Annotated in this window: 10 protein-coding genes; 8 read left to right on the forward strand and 2 right to left on the reverse strand. The window is 53.1% G+C overall.

The genetic code is table 11. The annotated features are described in order from the left end of the window. Positions 1 to 62 precede the first annotated feature (62 nt). Both ACOQPM_RS19930 and ACOQPM_RS19935 read right to left on the reverse strand, forming a co-directional pair. Complete coding sequence (locus tag ACOQPM_RS19930) at positions 63 to 1,991, reverse strand: hypothetical protein (RefSeq protein WP_420632010.1); 1,929 nt, start codon at positions 1,989 to 1,991, stop codon at positions 63 to 65. A 3-nt stretch (positions 1,992 to 1,994) separates the two neighbouring features. After that, complete coding sequence (locus ACOQPM_RS19935; RefSeq protein ID WP_420632435.1) at positions 1,995 to 3,329, reverse strand: hypothetical protein; 1,335 nt, start codon at positions 3,327 to 3,329, stop codon at positions 1,995 to 1,997. 246 nt (positions 3,330 to 3,575) lie between these two features. Between ACOQPM_RS19935 and ACOQPM_RS19940 the strand changes: the two genes are divergently transcribed. The 8 genes from ACOQPM_RS19940 to ACOQPM_RS19975 all read left to right on the forward strand — a co-directional run bounded on the left by ACOQPM_RS19940 (position 3,576) and on the right by ACOQPM_RS19975 (position 16,340). Continuing rightward, positions 3,576 to 5,594: a (Fe-S)-binding protein gene (locus ACOQPM_RS19940; RefSeq protein ID WP_420632011.1), complete on the forward strand. Its 2,019-nt coding sequence runs from the start codon at positions 3,576 to 3,578 to the stop codon at positions 5,592 to 5,594. Positions 5,595 to 5,732: 138 nt separating this feature from the next. Next, complete coding sequence (locus ACOQPM_RS19945) at positions 5,733 to 6,359, forward strand: hypothetical protein (RefSeq protein WP_420632012.1); 627 nt, start codon at positions 5,733 to 5,735, stop codon at positions 6,357 to 6,359. Between the two features lie 133 nt (positions 6,360 to 6,492). Continuing rightward, positions 6,493 to 7,215, forward strand: a complete 723-nt coding sequence (locus ACOQPM_RS19950; RefSeq protein ID WP_420632013.1) for a TIR domain-containing protein — start codon at positions 6,493 to 6,495, stop codon at positions 7,213 to 7,215. Between the two features lie 4 nt (positions 7,216 to 7,219). Then, the gene (locus ACOQPM_RS19955) at positions 7,220 to 9,136 is read left to right on the forward strand and encodes a HEAT repeat domain-containing protein (protein WP_420632014.1); all 1,917 of its coding nucleotides are present in this window, start codon (positions 7,220 to 7,222) and stop codon (positions 9,134 to 9,136) included. Between the two features lie 213 nt (positions 9,137 to 9,349). Then, positions 9,350 to 11,794, forward strand: coding sequence for an alpha-ketoacid dehydrogenase subunit alpha/beta (locus ACOQPM_RS19960; protein WP_420632015.1), 2,445 nt, complete (start codon positions 9,350 to 9,352; stop codon positions 11,792 to 11,794). A 78-nt stretch (positions 11,795 to 11,872) separates the two neighbouring features. Continuing rightward, positions 11,873 to 13,144 (forward strand): dihydrolipoamide acetyltransferase family protein, encoded by a 1,272-nt coding sequence (locus tag ACOQPM_RS19965; RefSeq protein WP_420632016.1) that lies wholly within the window; start codon positions 11,873 to 11,875, stop codon positions 13,142 to 13,144. A gap of 242 nt (positions 13,145 to 13,386) precedes the next feature. After that, positions 13,387 to 14,691, forward strand: coding sequence for an MFS transporter (locus tag ACOQPM_RS19970; RefSeq protein ID WP_420632017.1), 1,305 nt, complete (start codon positions 13,387 to 13,389; stop codon positions 14,689 to 14,691). Continuing rightward, entirely contained in the window at positions 14,688 to 16,340 is a 1,653-nt protein-coding gene (locus ACOQPM_RS19975) for a serine hydrolase domain-containing protein (protein ID WP_420632018.1), read from the forward strand. The genes ACOQPM_RS19970 and ACOQPM_RS19975 overlap by 4 nt, the downstream gene beginning before the upstream one ends. Positions 16,341 to 16,380 lie beyond the last annotated feature (40 nt).

Here is a 16,380-nt window from a genome sequence, read left to right on the forward strand (position 1 = left end):
AGGCAAGAGCTCTCCAGTAATTGCAATTATAGGACGCAGACTAGCGCGGATGACGCGGAAAATCACTCTCCAACTTGGAGGGTGGTCAACCAATACGCATCGGTGATGCCTTCGGGAGTGGTGATGGGCAGGCGATTAGCGGGATCGGCCAAATCGTAGAGGCCGAGTAGCAAACGATAGCTGCCGGGGGGCAGGTCGCGGGGAATGAGCAGGCCGTGATTGTCTAGAACCTGTTCGCCTGGTTGCCAGGTGGTGGTGAGGGCCAACCCGCCGCCCGGTTCGCTGTCTCGTTGACTAACCGGAATGCCGTTTTCATCCACCAGGTGCAGGAAAACTTTGTACCGATTTTGCAGGGGAACGGCCGTTTCCCAAAATAAAGTCACCGCCACAATATCCCCTGGACGCAAACTGGTTTCGCTGAGAGTGTAGCCATTCAGCCTAATATTTTCACCAAATGGCAGGGAGACTGCCGTTGCCATCTCCGTGGCGGGGGCAGAGGGCACGGCATACGTTACAAAGCGCACGTCCCCGTACCACTCATCCGTCGCCTTGAAGGCGTGGGCATCTAGCCAACGCTCAATCAGCCGCTCCGGGTCGCGCTGGGCTTCCCCCCAGAAAATGGCGTAAAGACGGCCGTGCTGCGCCGCAATTTGGCTCAATGTGGCGTCTATTTCGTCGGGACTGGGGCGACTGCGCCCCTCCGGCAACGGGTAGACGTTTCCACTGTCAAGGTAGTAGTAAGTGAACGCCTCCCACTGGTTGGCGGCGTTCAAAATCACCCCCGCATTGGGATAGTCCTCCGCCAAAATACGATTAGCCATTGCCCGGTAATCGGCACGGGCGTAGGCGGGGTCTGCATACATATTTTGCAGCGATTGCCATTCCCCCCACGGCAGCATCAGCAGGCAAATACCCGCTACCAATTGTAAACCCCGCTGGTTGGCTTCGGTAAACGCTGCGCCCAGCCAGATGACCCAAAACGGGACGGCCACTATTAAAAATTTGTAGAATTCAGCGTCAGTGGTTCCTGTAACAAACATCATCCCCAGTGGCACAAGGACGCCCAACAGTGGCAGGATGAGCTTGGCACGGCCGTACGCCAACCCAATCACCAACAAACCAGCCACCAACCATAACAAACTAGCCTCCTGTTCAATGGTAGCCCCAAATGTGAGGAAGTGGGAAACGGCCGTTACAAATTCCCCAACCCCCGGACGGTTAACCGGATCGCTGCCAAACTGATCCAGAAAAATAGGTAGCCAGGGGGCATAGAGGAGGAGAGTGGCGAGCATGAGGAGAGACCAATATTTAATTGTGAATAATGAATTGTGAATTGTGAAGTTGGTGCGATAGGCTTGGATGATTTTGAGAAGAACAAACAGGTTGTGGACGAGGAGAACCGTCGGGAAGAAGTAATGCGTATACAAACCCGCCGCAGCGCACAGCACATACGCCCCACCCCACATCCAACTCCGATTACTGTTTACCGATAACTGATTACTGTCTACCGAAAACCAGCGTAGCAGCAAAACCGTCGTCAGCACCGCTAAAAAGCCCAGCAGCCCATACATTCGTGCTTCCTGGCTATAATAAACCATCGCCGGATTGATAGCGACCAACGCCGCCGCAATTAAGCCAAGCCTCTGTGAACCTCCGTGCTTTCTCCGTGTAGCTCTGTGTTCCAGCTTTTTTCCTAAAACAAATGTCAACGGCACGGTTAGCAGCCCGGCAAACAAGGACAGTGACCGCAACCCAAATTCACTATGACCCACCAGCTTGCGCCACTGGTTTAGCAGCAAATAGTACAGCGGCGGATGAATATCGCTGGCTGTTCCTTCGATGATAAGCGGGATGGAACGCTCGCTGAGCCGGGCACTGTTTCCTTCATCGTTCCAAAACGATTGCACTTCCAGGTTGTGCACCCGCAGGCCATAAGCCAGCAACAAGACAGCAACCAGCAGCCAACGCCTACGATTGACCCCAATCTCCAATCTCTAATCTCCAGTCTCTTCTTTTGGGGTTAACCAGCGGAGCAGGGCAAAAAAGAGGACGGCGAGCGAGGGGATGAAGAGATACGGCCGTAACCACATCCAATCATAATGCCAGGCGGTTTTTGGGGATGGCTCAACGCGCTCCGGCACATCTGCCACCAACGCCTCGTAGGCTGGCTGAGGCGTAAAGTCTGCGTCCAGCAGCCGAAAATAGTAAAAAGATTGATCCAGCTCCGTCTCATCCTTGCGCTTGAGAAACCAATAATTCACCACCCCCACCCAGGGCCACTCCGATTGCGCCCGCTCGTATGCTTCCAGAGCAAAACGCGCCTGCTGCTCTGGCGTCACCCGGCCAAAACGGTCGTCCATCCCCTCTGGCACCACATTCCAACCCATTTCCGAAATCCAGATGGGCTTGTCGGCGTCGCCGTGCCGCACCATCACATCCCGCAAATACAAATTGTGTGGGTAGCTGATGACGTTTGGCTTCAGCCGCTGGTCCAGCGCGCCAGACCACAAGCCATACCCCTGCGCCGACATCACGTCAAAGCAGTCGCCTGCCCCAGCCCCATACATCCGCTCCAAAAAGATGAGATCATTCAGGTTGGCCTCGTTGATGGCCACCGTGGGCGTGAGCGCACCCGCCAGCACCACCGCTCCCGGATTCACCTCTTTGATGCGCCGATAGGCTGTGCAAAGCAGTTCGGTATATTGCTCCGGGCTGACGGGTTGGTGAATGCCCCACTCCTCGTTGCCGTTGGGTTCGTTCCAAAGCTGGTAGTAGCGAATACGGCCGTTGTACCGTTCCGCCACCACCGCCGCAAAATCACCAAAATCCTCGTAATTATCCGGGGGTGCCAAAGAGCCAGTTGCCTCGATGGGCAGTGCGCGACTCCAAGCAGGCGGGTTACTCAGGCGGGCGATGATTTCAATGTCAAACGACTCTGCCAAATCCACAATGTTGTCGTACTTTTCCCAGGCCGAGCGGAACGGCTCGTGCCGCCGATCTTCAAAATCCCCTTTGCCGTGAATCTCAATATCTTCCCACACAAATTCCTGCCGAATAAAGGCAAAACCCGCCTGGTTGGCCATCTGCAGGCTAAGAGCACGCTTCTCAATTTCGGCTTCCTGCTCTAAAAAAGTGTTCACGCCAAATGGAGAAACGTTTACATGATTGGGAATGATCTCAGGGGCAAGTTGAGGCTGGGGACGTACGGCCGTATTCAGCCAATGCACTACGCCACGCAGTTGCGCCAATAGCTCATCCTCTCCTGTGAGTTCATACAAAGAGCCAACTGGCGGCCACAACGCCCCTACCAGCAACAAACCACTAACCACTAAAACCAATCGCCTCCACATGGCGGCGATTATAGTCTAGCCTCAAGTGACAGTCACCTAATGACCCCTTTTTCATAAGAAGGCCGTTTCAAGGTGACTGTTACTTTTTCATGATGCACTGCGTCAGATAATCATGTAGAATGTCACTGCTTTTGCGGGTGAAACGGCCGTATGATAGACTTTTCCCCAAGCGCAACGGCACGTTGTGTCGGCGGCTTTCCAACAATAAATACAAGAGGGACACGCATGTTATCACCAACTGAGAAGGTACTATTTGCATTTTTAGTTCTTGTTTGCACCGTAGCCACCATCAACACCTTTGGTCAGATGGCCAAAATCATCGGGCGCGGGCAAGGCAAGCTAAAGTTAGATGAACTACCGCGCCGCGCCATGACTGGCCTCGCGGCCCTCTTTTCACAAGGGCGCATCATCCGCCACCGCAAACTCTCCTCCATCTTCCATTACGCCGTCGCCTGGGGCTTCATCTTTTATCAACTAGTGAATGCTGTTGAGGTCGCCGAAGGACTCATCACCGGCTTTGAATTTTTACACAACAACATTGTAGGGGATATTTTCCGCTTAGTGGCCGACATTTTGGGAGCATTCGTTTTTATCGCCGTCCTTTACTTCATTTTACGCCGCTTTGCCTGGGGCGATACAGCACTCGTTACTCGTGAAAACGTCACCTTACACCCTAAAGCCCGCGAGGGCGGCATCAGCAAAGATTCCTTAATTGTTGCCCTGTTCATCCTCGTCCACAGCGGCTTCCGCATCATGGCCGTTGCTTTCCTCATTGCTCAACACAGCCCAGACCCCTTCCAACCAGTTTCCAACTTCGTCGCCCAAACCTTCTTGGCAAACGGCTCCGCATTTGCCCTTGATTTTGGTTGGCATCTTAGCTGGTGGTTTGCCATTGGGTCGTTGGTTTTGTTCTTGCCCTACTTCCCCTACACCAAACACGCCCATCTGTTCATGGGGCCAGTCAACTTCATGACCCGTCCAGATCGCACCTATCTGGCACAAATGCACACGCTAGATTTTGAAGATGAAGAGATTGAACAGTTCGGTGCTGCCAGCCTGTTTGATCTAGAACAGACCCAAATTGTGGATGCCTTTGCCTGCATCATGTGTAATCGCTGCCAGGAAGTGTGTCCTGCTTACAACACCGGCAAAGAGCTCTCCCCAGCCGCCATCGAAATCAACAAGCGGTACCATATCCGCGAAAATATGGACGCCTTTGCCAACGGCGGTGAAGCCACTATGCCCCTGCTCGATTTTGCCATTAGCGAAAGCGCGGTGTGGGCCTGCACCGCCTGCGGCCACTGTGTTGATGTTTGCCCTGTTGGCAACACGCCCATGCTAGACATCATGGATATTCGCCGCGACCAGGTGCTAATGGCCTCTGCTTTCCCCAACGAGTTAAAAGGGGCGTTTGTGGGCATGGAGCGCATGGGTAATCCGTGGCAATCTACCGAAGATCGCATGGAATGGGCCAAACCGCTCAATTTTGACGTTCCCACCGTGGAGGAAAATCCCGATTTCGAGTATTTGCTTTGGGTGGGCTGCGCTGGTGCCTTTAACCCAGACGCGCAAGAAGTCGTTCGCGCTGTAGCCACCATTATGCACCACGCAGGCGTCAGCTTCGCCGTGCTGGGAGATGCAGAAACCTGCACGGGCGACTCTGCTCGTCGTGCTGGCAACGAATACCTGTACTATGAAATGGCACTGGGCAATATCGAAACGCTCAATGCCGCCGGAGTGGACAAGAAACGCGTTGTTACCAGTTGCCCTCATTGTTTCACTACCATTGGCAAAGAGTACGGTGAGCTGGGTGGCCATTATGATGTATTCCATCACACACAGCTCATTTCTGACCTGGTTGGTCGCGGCAAGCTGAGACTAAACGGCACCAAGCTAGAAAGCGTCACTTTTCATGATCCGTGTTACCTGGGGCGGCACAATGGCGTCCTCACCGAACCACGAGACGCATTGGCCAAAGCAGGTGCCACGCTGCTAGAAATGGATCGCAGTGGCTCCGATTCATTCTGCTGCGGCGCAGGTGGCGCGCAATACTGGAAGGAAGAGGAGCATGGCTCTGAGGCCGTCAACCTCAATCGCTTTGCCGAAGCCCAAAGTACAGGTGCGACTACGCTAGCTGTTGGCTGCCCCTTCTGCGCCACGATGATGATTGATGCCAACCGTGAAAAGGGTGAACCGATGCAGGTGAAAGATGTGGCCCAGGTTGTGTTGGAAGCGATGGATTAGTTTTCCAATTTCTCAATTTAGAGCATCACAGCCGCCTGAGCTACTCAGGCGGTTGTTTTTTGTAAACAACTCGCCAAAAAAGTGCAGCCATTGTATTATCAACATTGCGTCTCAAACATATGGAGAAATCAGGGAGATATGCACAAAATATTTGCAAGATTTTTTGTTTTTCTGTGGATTACGGCCGTTTTCACCGCCTGCACAGGGCCGCAATCTTATAGCGAAACATTTGACGCCCCAGGAAGCTGGCGCGTAGAAAGCAGTGGCGATGTCGAAGGTGAAGTACATGATGGCGTCTACGACTTTATTGTTCATGAATTTGATCTGACGAGCTGGACCACTGCTGGCCAAAGCTTTAGCGACGGCATTTATTCTGTAGAAGCGACCCAAGTGGCCGGGCCACCCAACAATGCCTTTGGCATGTTGTTCCGGGTAGATGATGAAGAAGACAACTTTTACTCCTTTCAAATTTCTGGCGACGGGTTCGTCTGGATTGGTAAGTATGAAGGTGGTATATCAGAGGTAGAACCGATTGTAGATGATTGGTGGTTCAAATCTCCCGTTATCAACCAGGGACATGCTACCAATAAGCTGTCGGTGCAGGCTGAAGGGCAAAATCTCATCTTTTTTGTGAACGACCAGGAGGTTGGCCGCGTTACTGATGATGCTTTTAGTCGTGGGGACATTGGCCTGATGGTGCGGACGCTAGGCGAAGGTGGGGTGCAGGTTCAGTTTGATAATTTTACCGTAGAGCCATTGCCTTAGGGTTGATTGCTAAAGAACAGGACTTACGCGGTTGCTCAGGCCGATCTCCTGACCGAGCCGGCTAGGTGGCACGGCGAGACGCCGGCCACAGCCCCAAAATGCGTAGGCCCTAAAGAAAATAGGTGAAGTCGTTATGTCAAGTTTGTACATCAGCTATGTTTCCAGGGACAAAGAGTTTGCCCACGAATTGGAAAGTGCGTTAAACACAAGGGGTATTCAAACCGTTGACGGCCGTTTAGGATTAGGCGACAGTCTCTCCACCAACGTTCGGCAAGGGCTGCAGCAAGCAACCTACGCTGTGCTCATTCTCAGCGAGGCGTTCTTCGACAAATCGTGGCCCCGCTTTGAATTTGAGGAGCTGGACAAGTTAGACAGAGATTTTGAAGGTGGCACCAAGCTGCTGCCTATTTGGCATGAGATCGATCCGCAGCGAGTTTCTTACTTTGCCCCAGAATTGGCACAACGGATGGGCGTTTCCACTGCCAGGCACAGCCTCGAAATGATTGTAGATGAAATTGCCGATGTGGTAGAAGAGGAAGAGCATCTCGAAGAGTCTGGGGCTGACACAGCAATCACAGAAGCAGCACAGTTCCAAAAAGGATTTATGCCCGATCCCATCGTCAAGCAACAATCCTTCTCGTCGCCCCAGGTTGCCTTGCGTGAAAATCTCAACAACTATTTCAGCGAGACCGAATTGCGCGTTCTTTGTTTTGATTTAGGCATTGATTACGAAGATTTAGGCGGGCGAAGCAAAGCAGAAAAGGTTCTAGAACTTATTGGCATGATGCAGCGACACGGCCGTTTAGATCAGCTTATTGATATTGTACGTCAGCAACGGCCGCACAGCAGTTGGTAAGCTCATGACCAACGCCATCATTCCCATGTCCACCCTGGCCGACAACCTGAAAACGGCCGTAAAATCTGAAGAACCCGACCAAATTACAACGGCCGTTCAAGCCATTGCCACCCAGCAAGCAGAACAGGCAGTTGTGGCTGAACTGGGGCAAAAATTGACCGCTAGAGGCGTTACCAACGCCGAACAAACCATCATCGCCTACGCTCTGGATGCCATAGAACATCCAGATACGATTGACCATCTCGGTAAATTTCTACTCAATACCAAGCATGAATTTCGGCTACGCTCCACCGTTTTGGGCTTTTTGCAAAACCGGGTTCACATTCATCCAACGAAAACACTCTCCTACCTGCGCCAACTATTAGATCGCACCGACCCGGCCTTTCGTGAACGGCTGCCAGCCACATTTGAATACGCCATCACCAACATCATCGTGCCCGAGGCCGATAGCAGCGTTGCTAATTTTGATCGCAAACAGATCCTCCTCGATGCAGGCATTAAATCCAAGCATCTGCAAACAGCCTTGTTCAAAGAGCTAGACAAGCTCGACGCCACCCCCATTCCCATCCCCAGCATTTTTGCCGAGGCACTTGGCCTGCTGGGTGACCAAGAAGCGATTGATCTACTGTGCCAGCTACTAAGCCAGCACCAACAGGCGCAGCTTGATGAGGAGCAGCGGGCCGGACGAAACGGCCGTACCGCAGAAAATCAGCTAGACCTCGGCCCCATCCGGGAGCGGGTGATGCTGGCGGCCGTAGATGCCTTACGCACCACAAAATCAGAAGCGGCCGTTAACTGCTTGGCCAACACGTTGGTGAAAAATCTCAATTACAAAGTGCAGCGGCACGCGGCAGATGCCCTGGGTAAGCTGGGCTTCAAATCCTGCATTCCGCACCTACTATCTGCTCTGTTTGTAGAAAGCAACCAACCGCTCAAAGAAAAGATTAGCAAATCTTTGAGTGAAATTGGCAATTGGCAAGAGAAGGCCTCCCAGCTTGTGGTTCAGCTAACTCAAATGCCTGTACAGCGAGGCCAGCTAGATGCCAAATCTTTATTAACGGCCGTTCAGCCCAGCCAAGAAGAGCAAGCCCAAAATCCCCATCTGCTCACCGACTTCTTGATAGAGGCTGCTATTCAGCGGTTCAACGACGAGCGTCTGCTGCAAATCTTTGCCGACCTCATCAAAGCCAGCACCAACAATAAAAGCACCCTTATCAGAGAGCGGCTTGAGCTTTACCAAGAAAACGAAAAAGTCTCTGAAGAGGTTCTAAATGAGTTACGAATAGAAATTGGGGGAAAAGAGACATTAAAACCACTGACAGACAGGCTCGAAAAAAATCTGCTCAAATTTTTTCAGGAGCCAATAGACAAACTGAATACAGAGACACAAACCGTTTGGCAGCGCACCATCTTTTTGGCAAATTTGGGCTTCATTTTACGTATTTCCCTCAACCTAGCCATCTTCGCCATTGGCGCTTACTTCATGATTGATTCATACGGCCGTATTGTTAATAATGAACTAACCACCCAGCAGCTCACCACCCTCATGGCCGTCTTCATTGGCGGCGGGGCAACCATGTTTGCCACTTTTTTCACCTTTCCGCTCAAGCAAATCAAGCGAGCCGTCACCGATGTGGGGCTGGCCAACGTCGCCTTTATTTCCTACATTCACGGCGTGCTGCAGATTAGCCACACCTTTTCCTACTTTTACCTGAATGGCGACATTACCTTTGACGAAATTGAGCTAGCCGCCAAGCAAATCGAAGAAACCTCACACGAGGCAATCTTAACCCTCAGCATCGCTGGTTCAGAGGGGGATCAAACCCAGTTTGACAAAGCGCTGCTGGATCGGATTAGTGGTCTCAACAAACCGCCAGAAACTGCCAATCCCTCTAGCACACCGCCCACAAATTCTGGTTAAGTCCAAATTGCCACCTTTTATGTCAACTGTATGTTAGCTCACCGCCAAATTCGCTATAATAACTGTATCGTTTAAGAATAAACTGGCCGGTTCCCACCTTCCCACACAGCGAACGGCCGTATCTTAATTTGCAAAGAAACTTACACATCGTAGCCTAAAAATAACCACTTTGAACCGTCATTACCAATTTGCACAAGGAGTTCCCACACACCCATGCTAGAAACAAAACAGGAGATTGAACCTGAATTAGAAAGCGGCAGTGATTCTGAACCCATATTCATAAGCACTGCCGAGATTTTAAGAGATTACACCCTCGCCAACGAAAGCCGCAACGCCAGCCTCATTGGGCGGCGCGAAGTGCTAAGTGGCAAAGCCAAATTTGGCATCTTTGGCGATGGCAAAGAAGTGGCCCAATTGGCGATGGCCAAAGCGTTTAAGAAAGGTGACTTTCGCTCAGGCTACTACCGCGACCAAACCTTCATGTTTGCCATTGGCGCGGCCACCATTCAGCAATTTTTTGCCCAACTGTACGCCATCGCCGATGTTTCGCTAGAGCCACACTCAGCGGGGCGGCAGATGAACGCCCACTTTGGCACCCGCAGCCTAAACCCAGACGGCACCTGGCGTGACCTCACTCAGCAGTTCAACACCTCATCAGATATCTCTCCCACCGGCAGCCAGATGCCCCGTCTCGTTGGACTGGGCTATGCTTCCCGGCTGTATCGTGAGCTGGACGAGCTAAAGCATCTCACCCAATTTTCCCGCAACGGCAACGAAGTTGCCTTCGGCACGATCGGCAACGCTAGCTGTGCCGAAGGCATGTTTTGGGAGGCAATTAACGCTATCGGCGTGCTAAAAGCCCCCGTCGTGCTATCCATTTGGGACGATGGCTATGGCATCTCCGTGCCAAACGAATATCAGCACACCAAAACCAATCTGAGCGACCTACTGACAGGCTTCCAGCGCGAACCAAATAGCAAATCCGGCTTCGATATCTACACCGTCAAAGGGTGGGACTACATGGCGTTGGTGGAAACCTACCAAAAAGCCGCCAATATTGCCCGGCGTGACCATGTGCCCGCCATTATCCACGTTGTTGAGATGACCCAACCGCAAGGGCATTCCACTTCCGGTAGCCACGAGCGGTATAAATCTGATGAGCGCATGGCGTTTGAAGAAGAGTTTGACTGCATACGCAAAATGCGTGAATGGATCATCGAGCAGCGCATTGCCACTGCTGGTGAGCTAGACCAAATTGAGCGGAATACCCGCAAATCGGTAGAAAATATTCGGACCAAGCTGTGGAAAACCTTCTCGCTGCCCATTTACAAAGAGCGGCAAGAAGTTGCCAATATCATCGAGGAAATCGAAGCAACGTCGCCGCAAAAAGATGAATTGGCCCGTCTACGACGCAAGCTGATGGAGAAAAAATCGCCCTTCCGCCGCGACAACATGGAAGCAATTCAGCAAGCGTTGCTGCTGGTGCGCGGTGAGCAATCGCCCGCTGTCCAAAAGCTGGCGCAGTGGCGCACCAACCAATTGGCCATCAGCAAAGAGCGTTACGGTTCTCACCTGTACAGTCAATCTAGCAAGACGCACAAAAATGTGTTGGAAATCAAGCCAGTTTACAGCGAAAAACCCGCCACGCTAAAAGGGTACGAAGTGCTCAACCGGGCGTTTGACGCGATTTTGGGCCGAGACCCTCGCGTGATTACGTTTGGTGAGGATGTCGGTCAGTTAGGTGGCGTTAATCAGTCTATGGCGGGGATGCAGGCAAAGTATGGCAAATTGCGCGTTTCAGACACAGGTATTCGTGAAGTCACGATTTTGGGGCAGGCCATTGGGTTGGCACTGCGTGGGTTACGGCCGTTAGCCGAAATCCAATACCTCGACTACCTACCCTACGCGCTGCAAATCATGTCTGACGACCTGGCTACAATCCAGTGGCGCACGCGCGGCGGGCAAAAAGCCCCCGTCATTGTGCGGACGCGCGGCCACCGGCTGGAAGGCGTTTGGCACGGCGGTTCACCGATGGGGGCCGTGGTGCATCTGCTGCGCGGAATTCACGTTTTGGTGCCACGCAACATGGTGCAGGCAGTCGGTTTTTACAATACGCTTTTGCAAACAGATGAACCGGCTCTGGTAGTGGAAGTGCTGAGCGGCTACCGATTCCGGGAGCGCGTGCCGGAGAATTTGACCGAGTTTACCATTCCTTTGGGCGTGCCGGAGGTAGTACGCGACGGAGACGATGTGACGGTGGTCACCTATGGTGCGATGGTGGGCGTGGCAGAACGGGCTGCCGACATGCTGGCCCGTACAGGGATCGAGGTCGAGGTGATTGACGTGCGTTCGCTGCTGCCGTTTGATGTGAACGGCCGTATCCTCGAATCGCTCCAGAAAACCAGCCGCATCCTGTTTTTGGATGAAGACGTACCCGGTGGGGCTACCGCCTACATGATGCAGGAAGTGATTGAAAAGCAAGGCGGTTTTTACTGGCTAGATAGCGAACCAGCTACGCTAGCCGCCACTGAGCACCGTCCAGCCTATGGCTCTGACGGCAATTACTTCTCTAAACCCAACGCCGAAGACATTTTTACGGCCGTTTACGACATCATGAACGAAGCCGAACCGGCTAGTTACCCAAATTTTTACAAGTAAAATTACTAAATTACCCAATTACCAGACCTGTCAAGTCTAAAAAGTAATTGGTAATTGGGCAATTATTTTGAGGAGCAAATGGCAACCAAAGTCATGATGCCCGAAATGGGCGAAGGTGTCGTTGAAGGAACCGTTTCCCGCTGGCTAAAGCAAGTAGGTGACCCAGTAGACCAATATGAACCACTGCTGGAAATTGAAACGGACAAAGTGACCACCGAGGCAACGGCCGAAGAAGCCGGAACACTCTTGGAAATCTTGATTCCAGAAGGGGAAACGGTGGATGTGGGCACTGTTCTGGCCTACATTGGCCAGGCCGGGGAATCGGTGCCACAAAATGGCGAGGCGCCGGCTAAAGCGGCAGATCCCCCCCCAGAAACGGCCGTTCAACCAGAGCCAGAACCCACGATTACGGCCGTTCGCAACGAACCCAAGCGCTACACCGGACGCATCAGCCCCGTCGTTAGCCGCATTGCGGCCGAACACGATGTAGATTTGAATAGAGTGAATGGCACGGGGCGAGACGGCCGTATCACCAAAAAAGACATCCTCGCCTACATTGACCAACGCCAAACCCAACCAGCACCTACACCTGCCCAACAAACCGAGGCACCCAAACCAGTCACCAGGTCACCCGGTCACCCAGCGATGTCCTCATCGCCCACCGGGTCACCCGCCGCAGGCGAAGTTGTGCCCCTCACCAACATGCGCCGCGCCATTGCCGAGCATATGGTACGCAGCAAGCAGACCAGCCCACACGTGACCACCGTGTTTGAGTTTGACTTTACGGCCGTTGCCAAACATCGCGCCGCCCACAAAGTCCAATTTGCCCGCGACGGTGCTAATCTTACCTTCACCGCCTACATCGTCGCCGCTACGGTGGAAGCGCTCAAGCAGCACCCGATGGTTAACAGCACCTGGACAGACTTGGGTGTTGAGCTAAAGCGACAAATCAACGTCGGCATGGCCGCCGCCATTGACGACGGTCTGATTGTACCCGTCATTAAGGGGGCAGACGGCATGAACCTACTTGGCCTTGCCCGTACCATCAACGACCTCACCCAGCGGGCACGGAACAAGCAACTACAGCCCGCCGATGTCCAGGGTGGCACCTTCTCCATCACCAATCACGGCACGTCCGGCAGCCTCTTTGCCACGCCCATCATCAACCAGCCGCAGTGCGGCATTTTGGGCGTGGGCAAAATTGAGAAGCGGGTGAAGGTAATCGATGACGCAATTGCGATACGGCCGTTGGCCTACGTCAGCTTCACCTTCGATCACCGCATTTTAGATGGCAAAACGGCCGACGATTTTGTCAGCAGCATCAAGCAGGGGATTGAAAACTGGCATTAAGCTGACATTTGGTAACTACGCAACCAAGCCATCCATAAAAATCATGGATGGCTTTTTTATTTTTACGGCCATTCTGCACAAAATCTTCACCAATTTGCACAATGTATCAATAATCTTTTGCAAAATATCATATTTTTCAATAATTATCTTGACAATCTTAATGTCAAAGATTATTATTCTTGGCATTCAGCTAAAGATTTTTCATTGTCATCGTAATTTTTTGCACAAAACAGGCCAATTTTATGAATAATTCTAAATCGTTACGGCCGTTTTTTATCATCTGGTCCGGGCAAGCATTGTCGTTGGTGGGCAGTGCGGCAGTACAGTTTGCCCTCGTCTGGTGGCTAACACAGGAAACCGGCTCCGCCACCATTTTGGCTACCTCCTCGCTGGTTGCCTTTTTGCCCCAGGTGCTGCTCGGCCCCTTTGCCGGGGTGCTAGTAGACCGTTGGAGCCGCCGCTGGACAATGTTTCTGGCCGACAGCGTCATTGCGCTGGCCACCCTCCTGCTCGCCTATCTATTCTGGATCGAAGCAATTGAAATCTGGCACATTTTTGCCCTGGTGTTTGTTCGCTCGTTAGGCAGCGCCTTCCACGGCCCGGCGATGCAAGCCTCTACCTCGCTGATGGTACCCCACGAGCACCTCACCCGCATTCAGGGCATCAACCAAATGTTGGAAGGCGGTTTAGGCATCATCGGTGCGCCGCTGGGGGCGCTGCTGCTGGCCACCTTGCCCATGCAGGGCATCCTGGCCATAGATGTTGTGACTGCGCTGTTTGCCATCATTCCCCTACTCTTCATCTTTGTGCCGCAGCCAGAAAAATCGGCCGAAGAGCTTGCCACCGGGCAAAAAGAGTCCTATTGGACGCAAATGCGGCAGGGGCTGGCCTACGTTTGGGCGTGGCCCGGCATCTTGCTGCTGATGCTGCTGGCGATGCTGGTGAACTTTGTCCTCACCCCCGTCATCTCTCTGCTGCCGCTGCTGGTGTCTGATTATTTTGGTGGCGGTGCCTGGGAATTTGGGCTGATGCAATCCACGTTTGGCGTGGGGATTATTGTGGGTGGCTTAATTTTGGGTGCCTGGGGCGGCTTTAAAAAGCGAATCTACACCTCGCTCATGGGACTGGTTGGGCTGGGGATAGGCATTAGTCTGACGGGCTTGGCACCTGCTAACCTGTATTGGCTGGCTGTTGTTGGCGGCTTCATCAGCGGCAGCATGATTGCTATGGTTAATGGCCCGGTGCGGGCGATTTTGCAAGCGGCCGTAGCTCCCGACATGCAAGGGCGCGTCATGTCCTTAATTGGCAGTTTGGCGACGGCGATGACACCCATCGGCCTGGTGTTGGCTGGCCCTTTGGCCGACCAGTTTGGCGAACGGCCGTTGTTTATTATAGCGGGATTGGCAACCGTGCTGGCGGGCATTGCTGGCTTCTTCATTCCCGCGCTGCTCACGGTGGAAGACGGCCGTTCCAACACCCCGCCTAGCCCCGATGAAGAAACGTCACCCGAAGAGATGCAGCCAGAAACTGGAGTCAGCAGCGCATGATAGTGCAAGATGAGCTCGGCCAGCGGCTGGATGAGTATCTGAGCCGCATCACCCCCTTTGGCTTTGCGGGGGCTGCATTGCTTTCCCAAGATGGCAAGATTGTGCTTAACAAAGGGTACGGGCTGGCCAATCGCGCCCAAAACGTGCCTAACAGTGCCCAAACCGTGTTTAGCCTGGGGTCTGTGACCAAGCAGTTCACCGCTGCCGCCATCATGAAGTTAGAGATGCAGGGCAAGCTAAATAGCAGCGACCCCATCCACAAATTTTTCCCTGGCGTGCCCACCGACAAAGCCGCCATTACCCTGCACCACCTGCTTACCCACACGGCTGGCTTGCTTAATTACACGGGGGAAGATTATGAGATGGCCGATAAAGAGGAAACGGTACTCAAAATATTAGAGTCTGAGCTACTTTTTCCACCTGGCGGCGATTATGATTACTCAAATGCGGGGTACACCCTGCTAGCCGCCATCGTGGAGCAGGTGGCGCAACGGCCGTATGAGCAATTTCTGCAAGAAGAGCTGTTCACGCCCGCCGGAATGCTGCACACCGGCTACCGCCTGCCAAATTGGTCAGAGATGAACGTGGCACATTGGTACAACGGCCGTAACGAGTTCGGTACCCCGCTAGAAAAAGCGTATCCGTCCTGGAATTTATTGGGCAACGGCGACATGCTCTCCACTACCGAAGATATGTTCCGCTGGCACATCGCTTTGCAGGGCGACGGGATTTTATCGGCCAAAGCCAAGCAAAAGATGTACACGCCGGAGCAGCGGGAGTACGGCTATGGCTGGCGCATTCTAGAGACGGAAAACGGCCGTTGCATCCAGCATAACGGCGCCAGCAGCTACGGCAGCAGTGCCCTCTTCCGCCGCTGGGTCGATGCGGGCGTCACGCTCATGCTCTTTTGCAACACCGATTACCACGGCGATGTGCTCATCATGACGCTGCAAGACCCGCTAGAAGCACTCATTTTTGGTGATGAGGTTCCGTCGCCACCAAAGCTACCAGCTTCTCCGCCAGTTTCGCTGGCTGCGTTGGCTGGGGATTACCAATTGCCGGATGGTGGTCTGGTTCAGGCCGCCGTGCAAAACGATGCCTTGCAGCTAACCTCAGCCAATCAGGCGGGGCTAAACTGGCTGTTGGGGCTGGATGCGGTGGAAACGGCCATTTACAACCAAACCTTTAGCCAAACCGAAGAAATCATGACGGCCGCACTAGCAGGCGACACCGAACCACTTCTGGCCTCACTCAACGACCGAGGGAGGCGCACGCCCGGCGTGTTACGCACCTGGGAAACGCTCGGACAAGCCATTCAGCCCACCGAGATGACGGTTTTGGGGGTACGGCCGTCTCTCTACCTACCAGATGCGTACGAAGCAATGACCCAATTTAGCGGCTCGGCGGAAAGCCTCTGCTTTGTAACCATATGGCGCGACGGGCAAAACGTGGGTGTGTTGCTTACAGAACTGGCAAATAAGACGATTTTTACGGCCGTTGCCCAACCACTCACCCCAGACAGCCTGGCAAGCTACCATTTAGCCTACGCCCAAACCCACCCATTTCAGATTTTGCGCGAAGATGATACCCTCGGCGATAAAATCACTGGTCTTATCTCTGAGCAAAATATTTTGGCTCAGCGTCAATAACATACCCTTGTCATTTCGACCGCAGGGAGAAATCTCCCAA

The organism is Candidatus Leptofilum sp. (assembly GCF_965223525.1).
Lineage (GTDB): Bacteria > Chloroflexota > Anaerolineae > Promineifilales > Promineifilaceae > Leptofilum.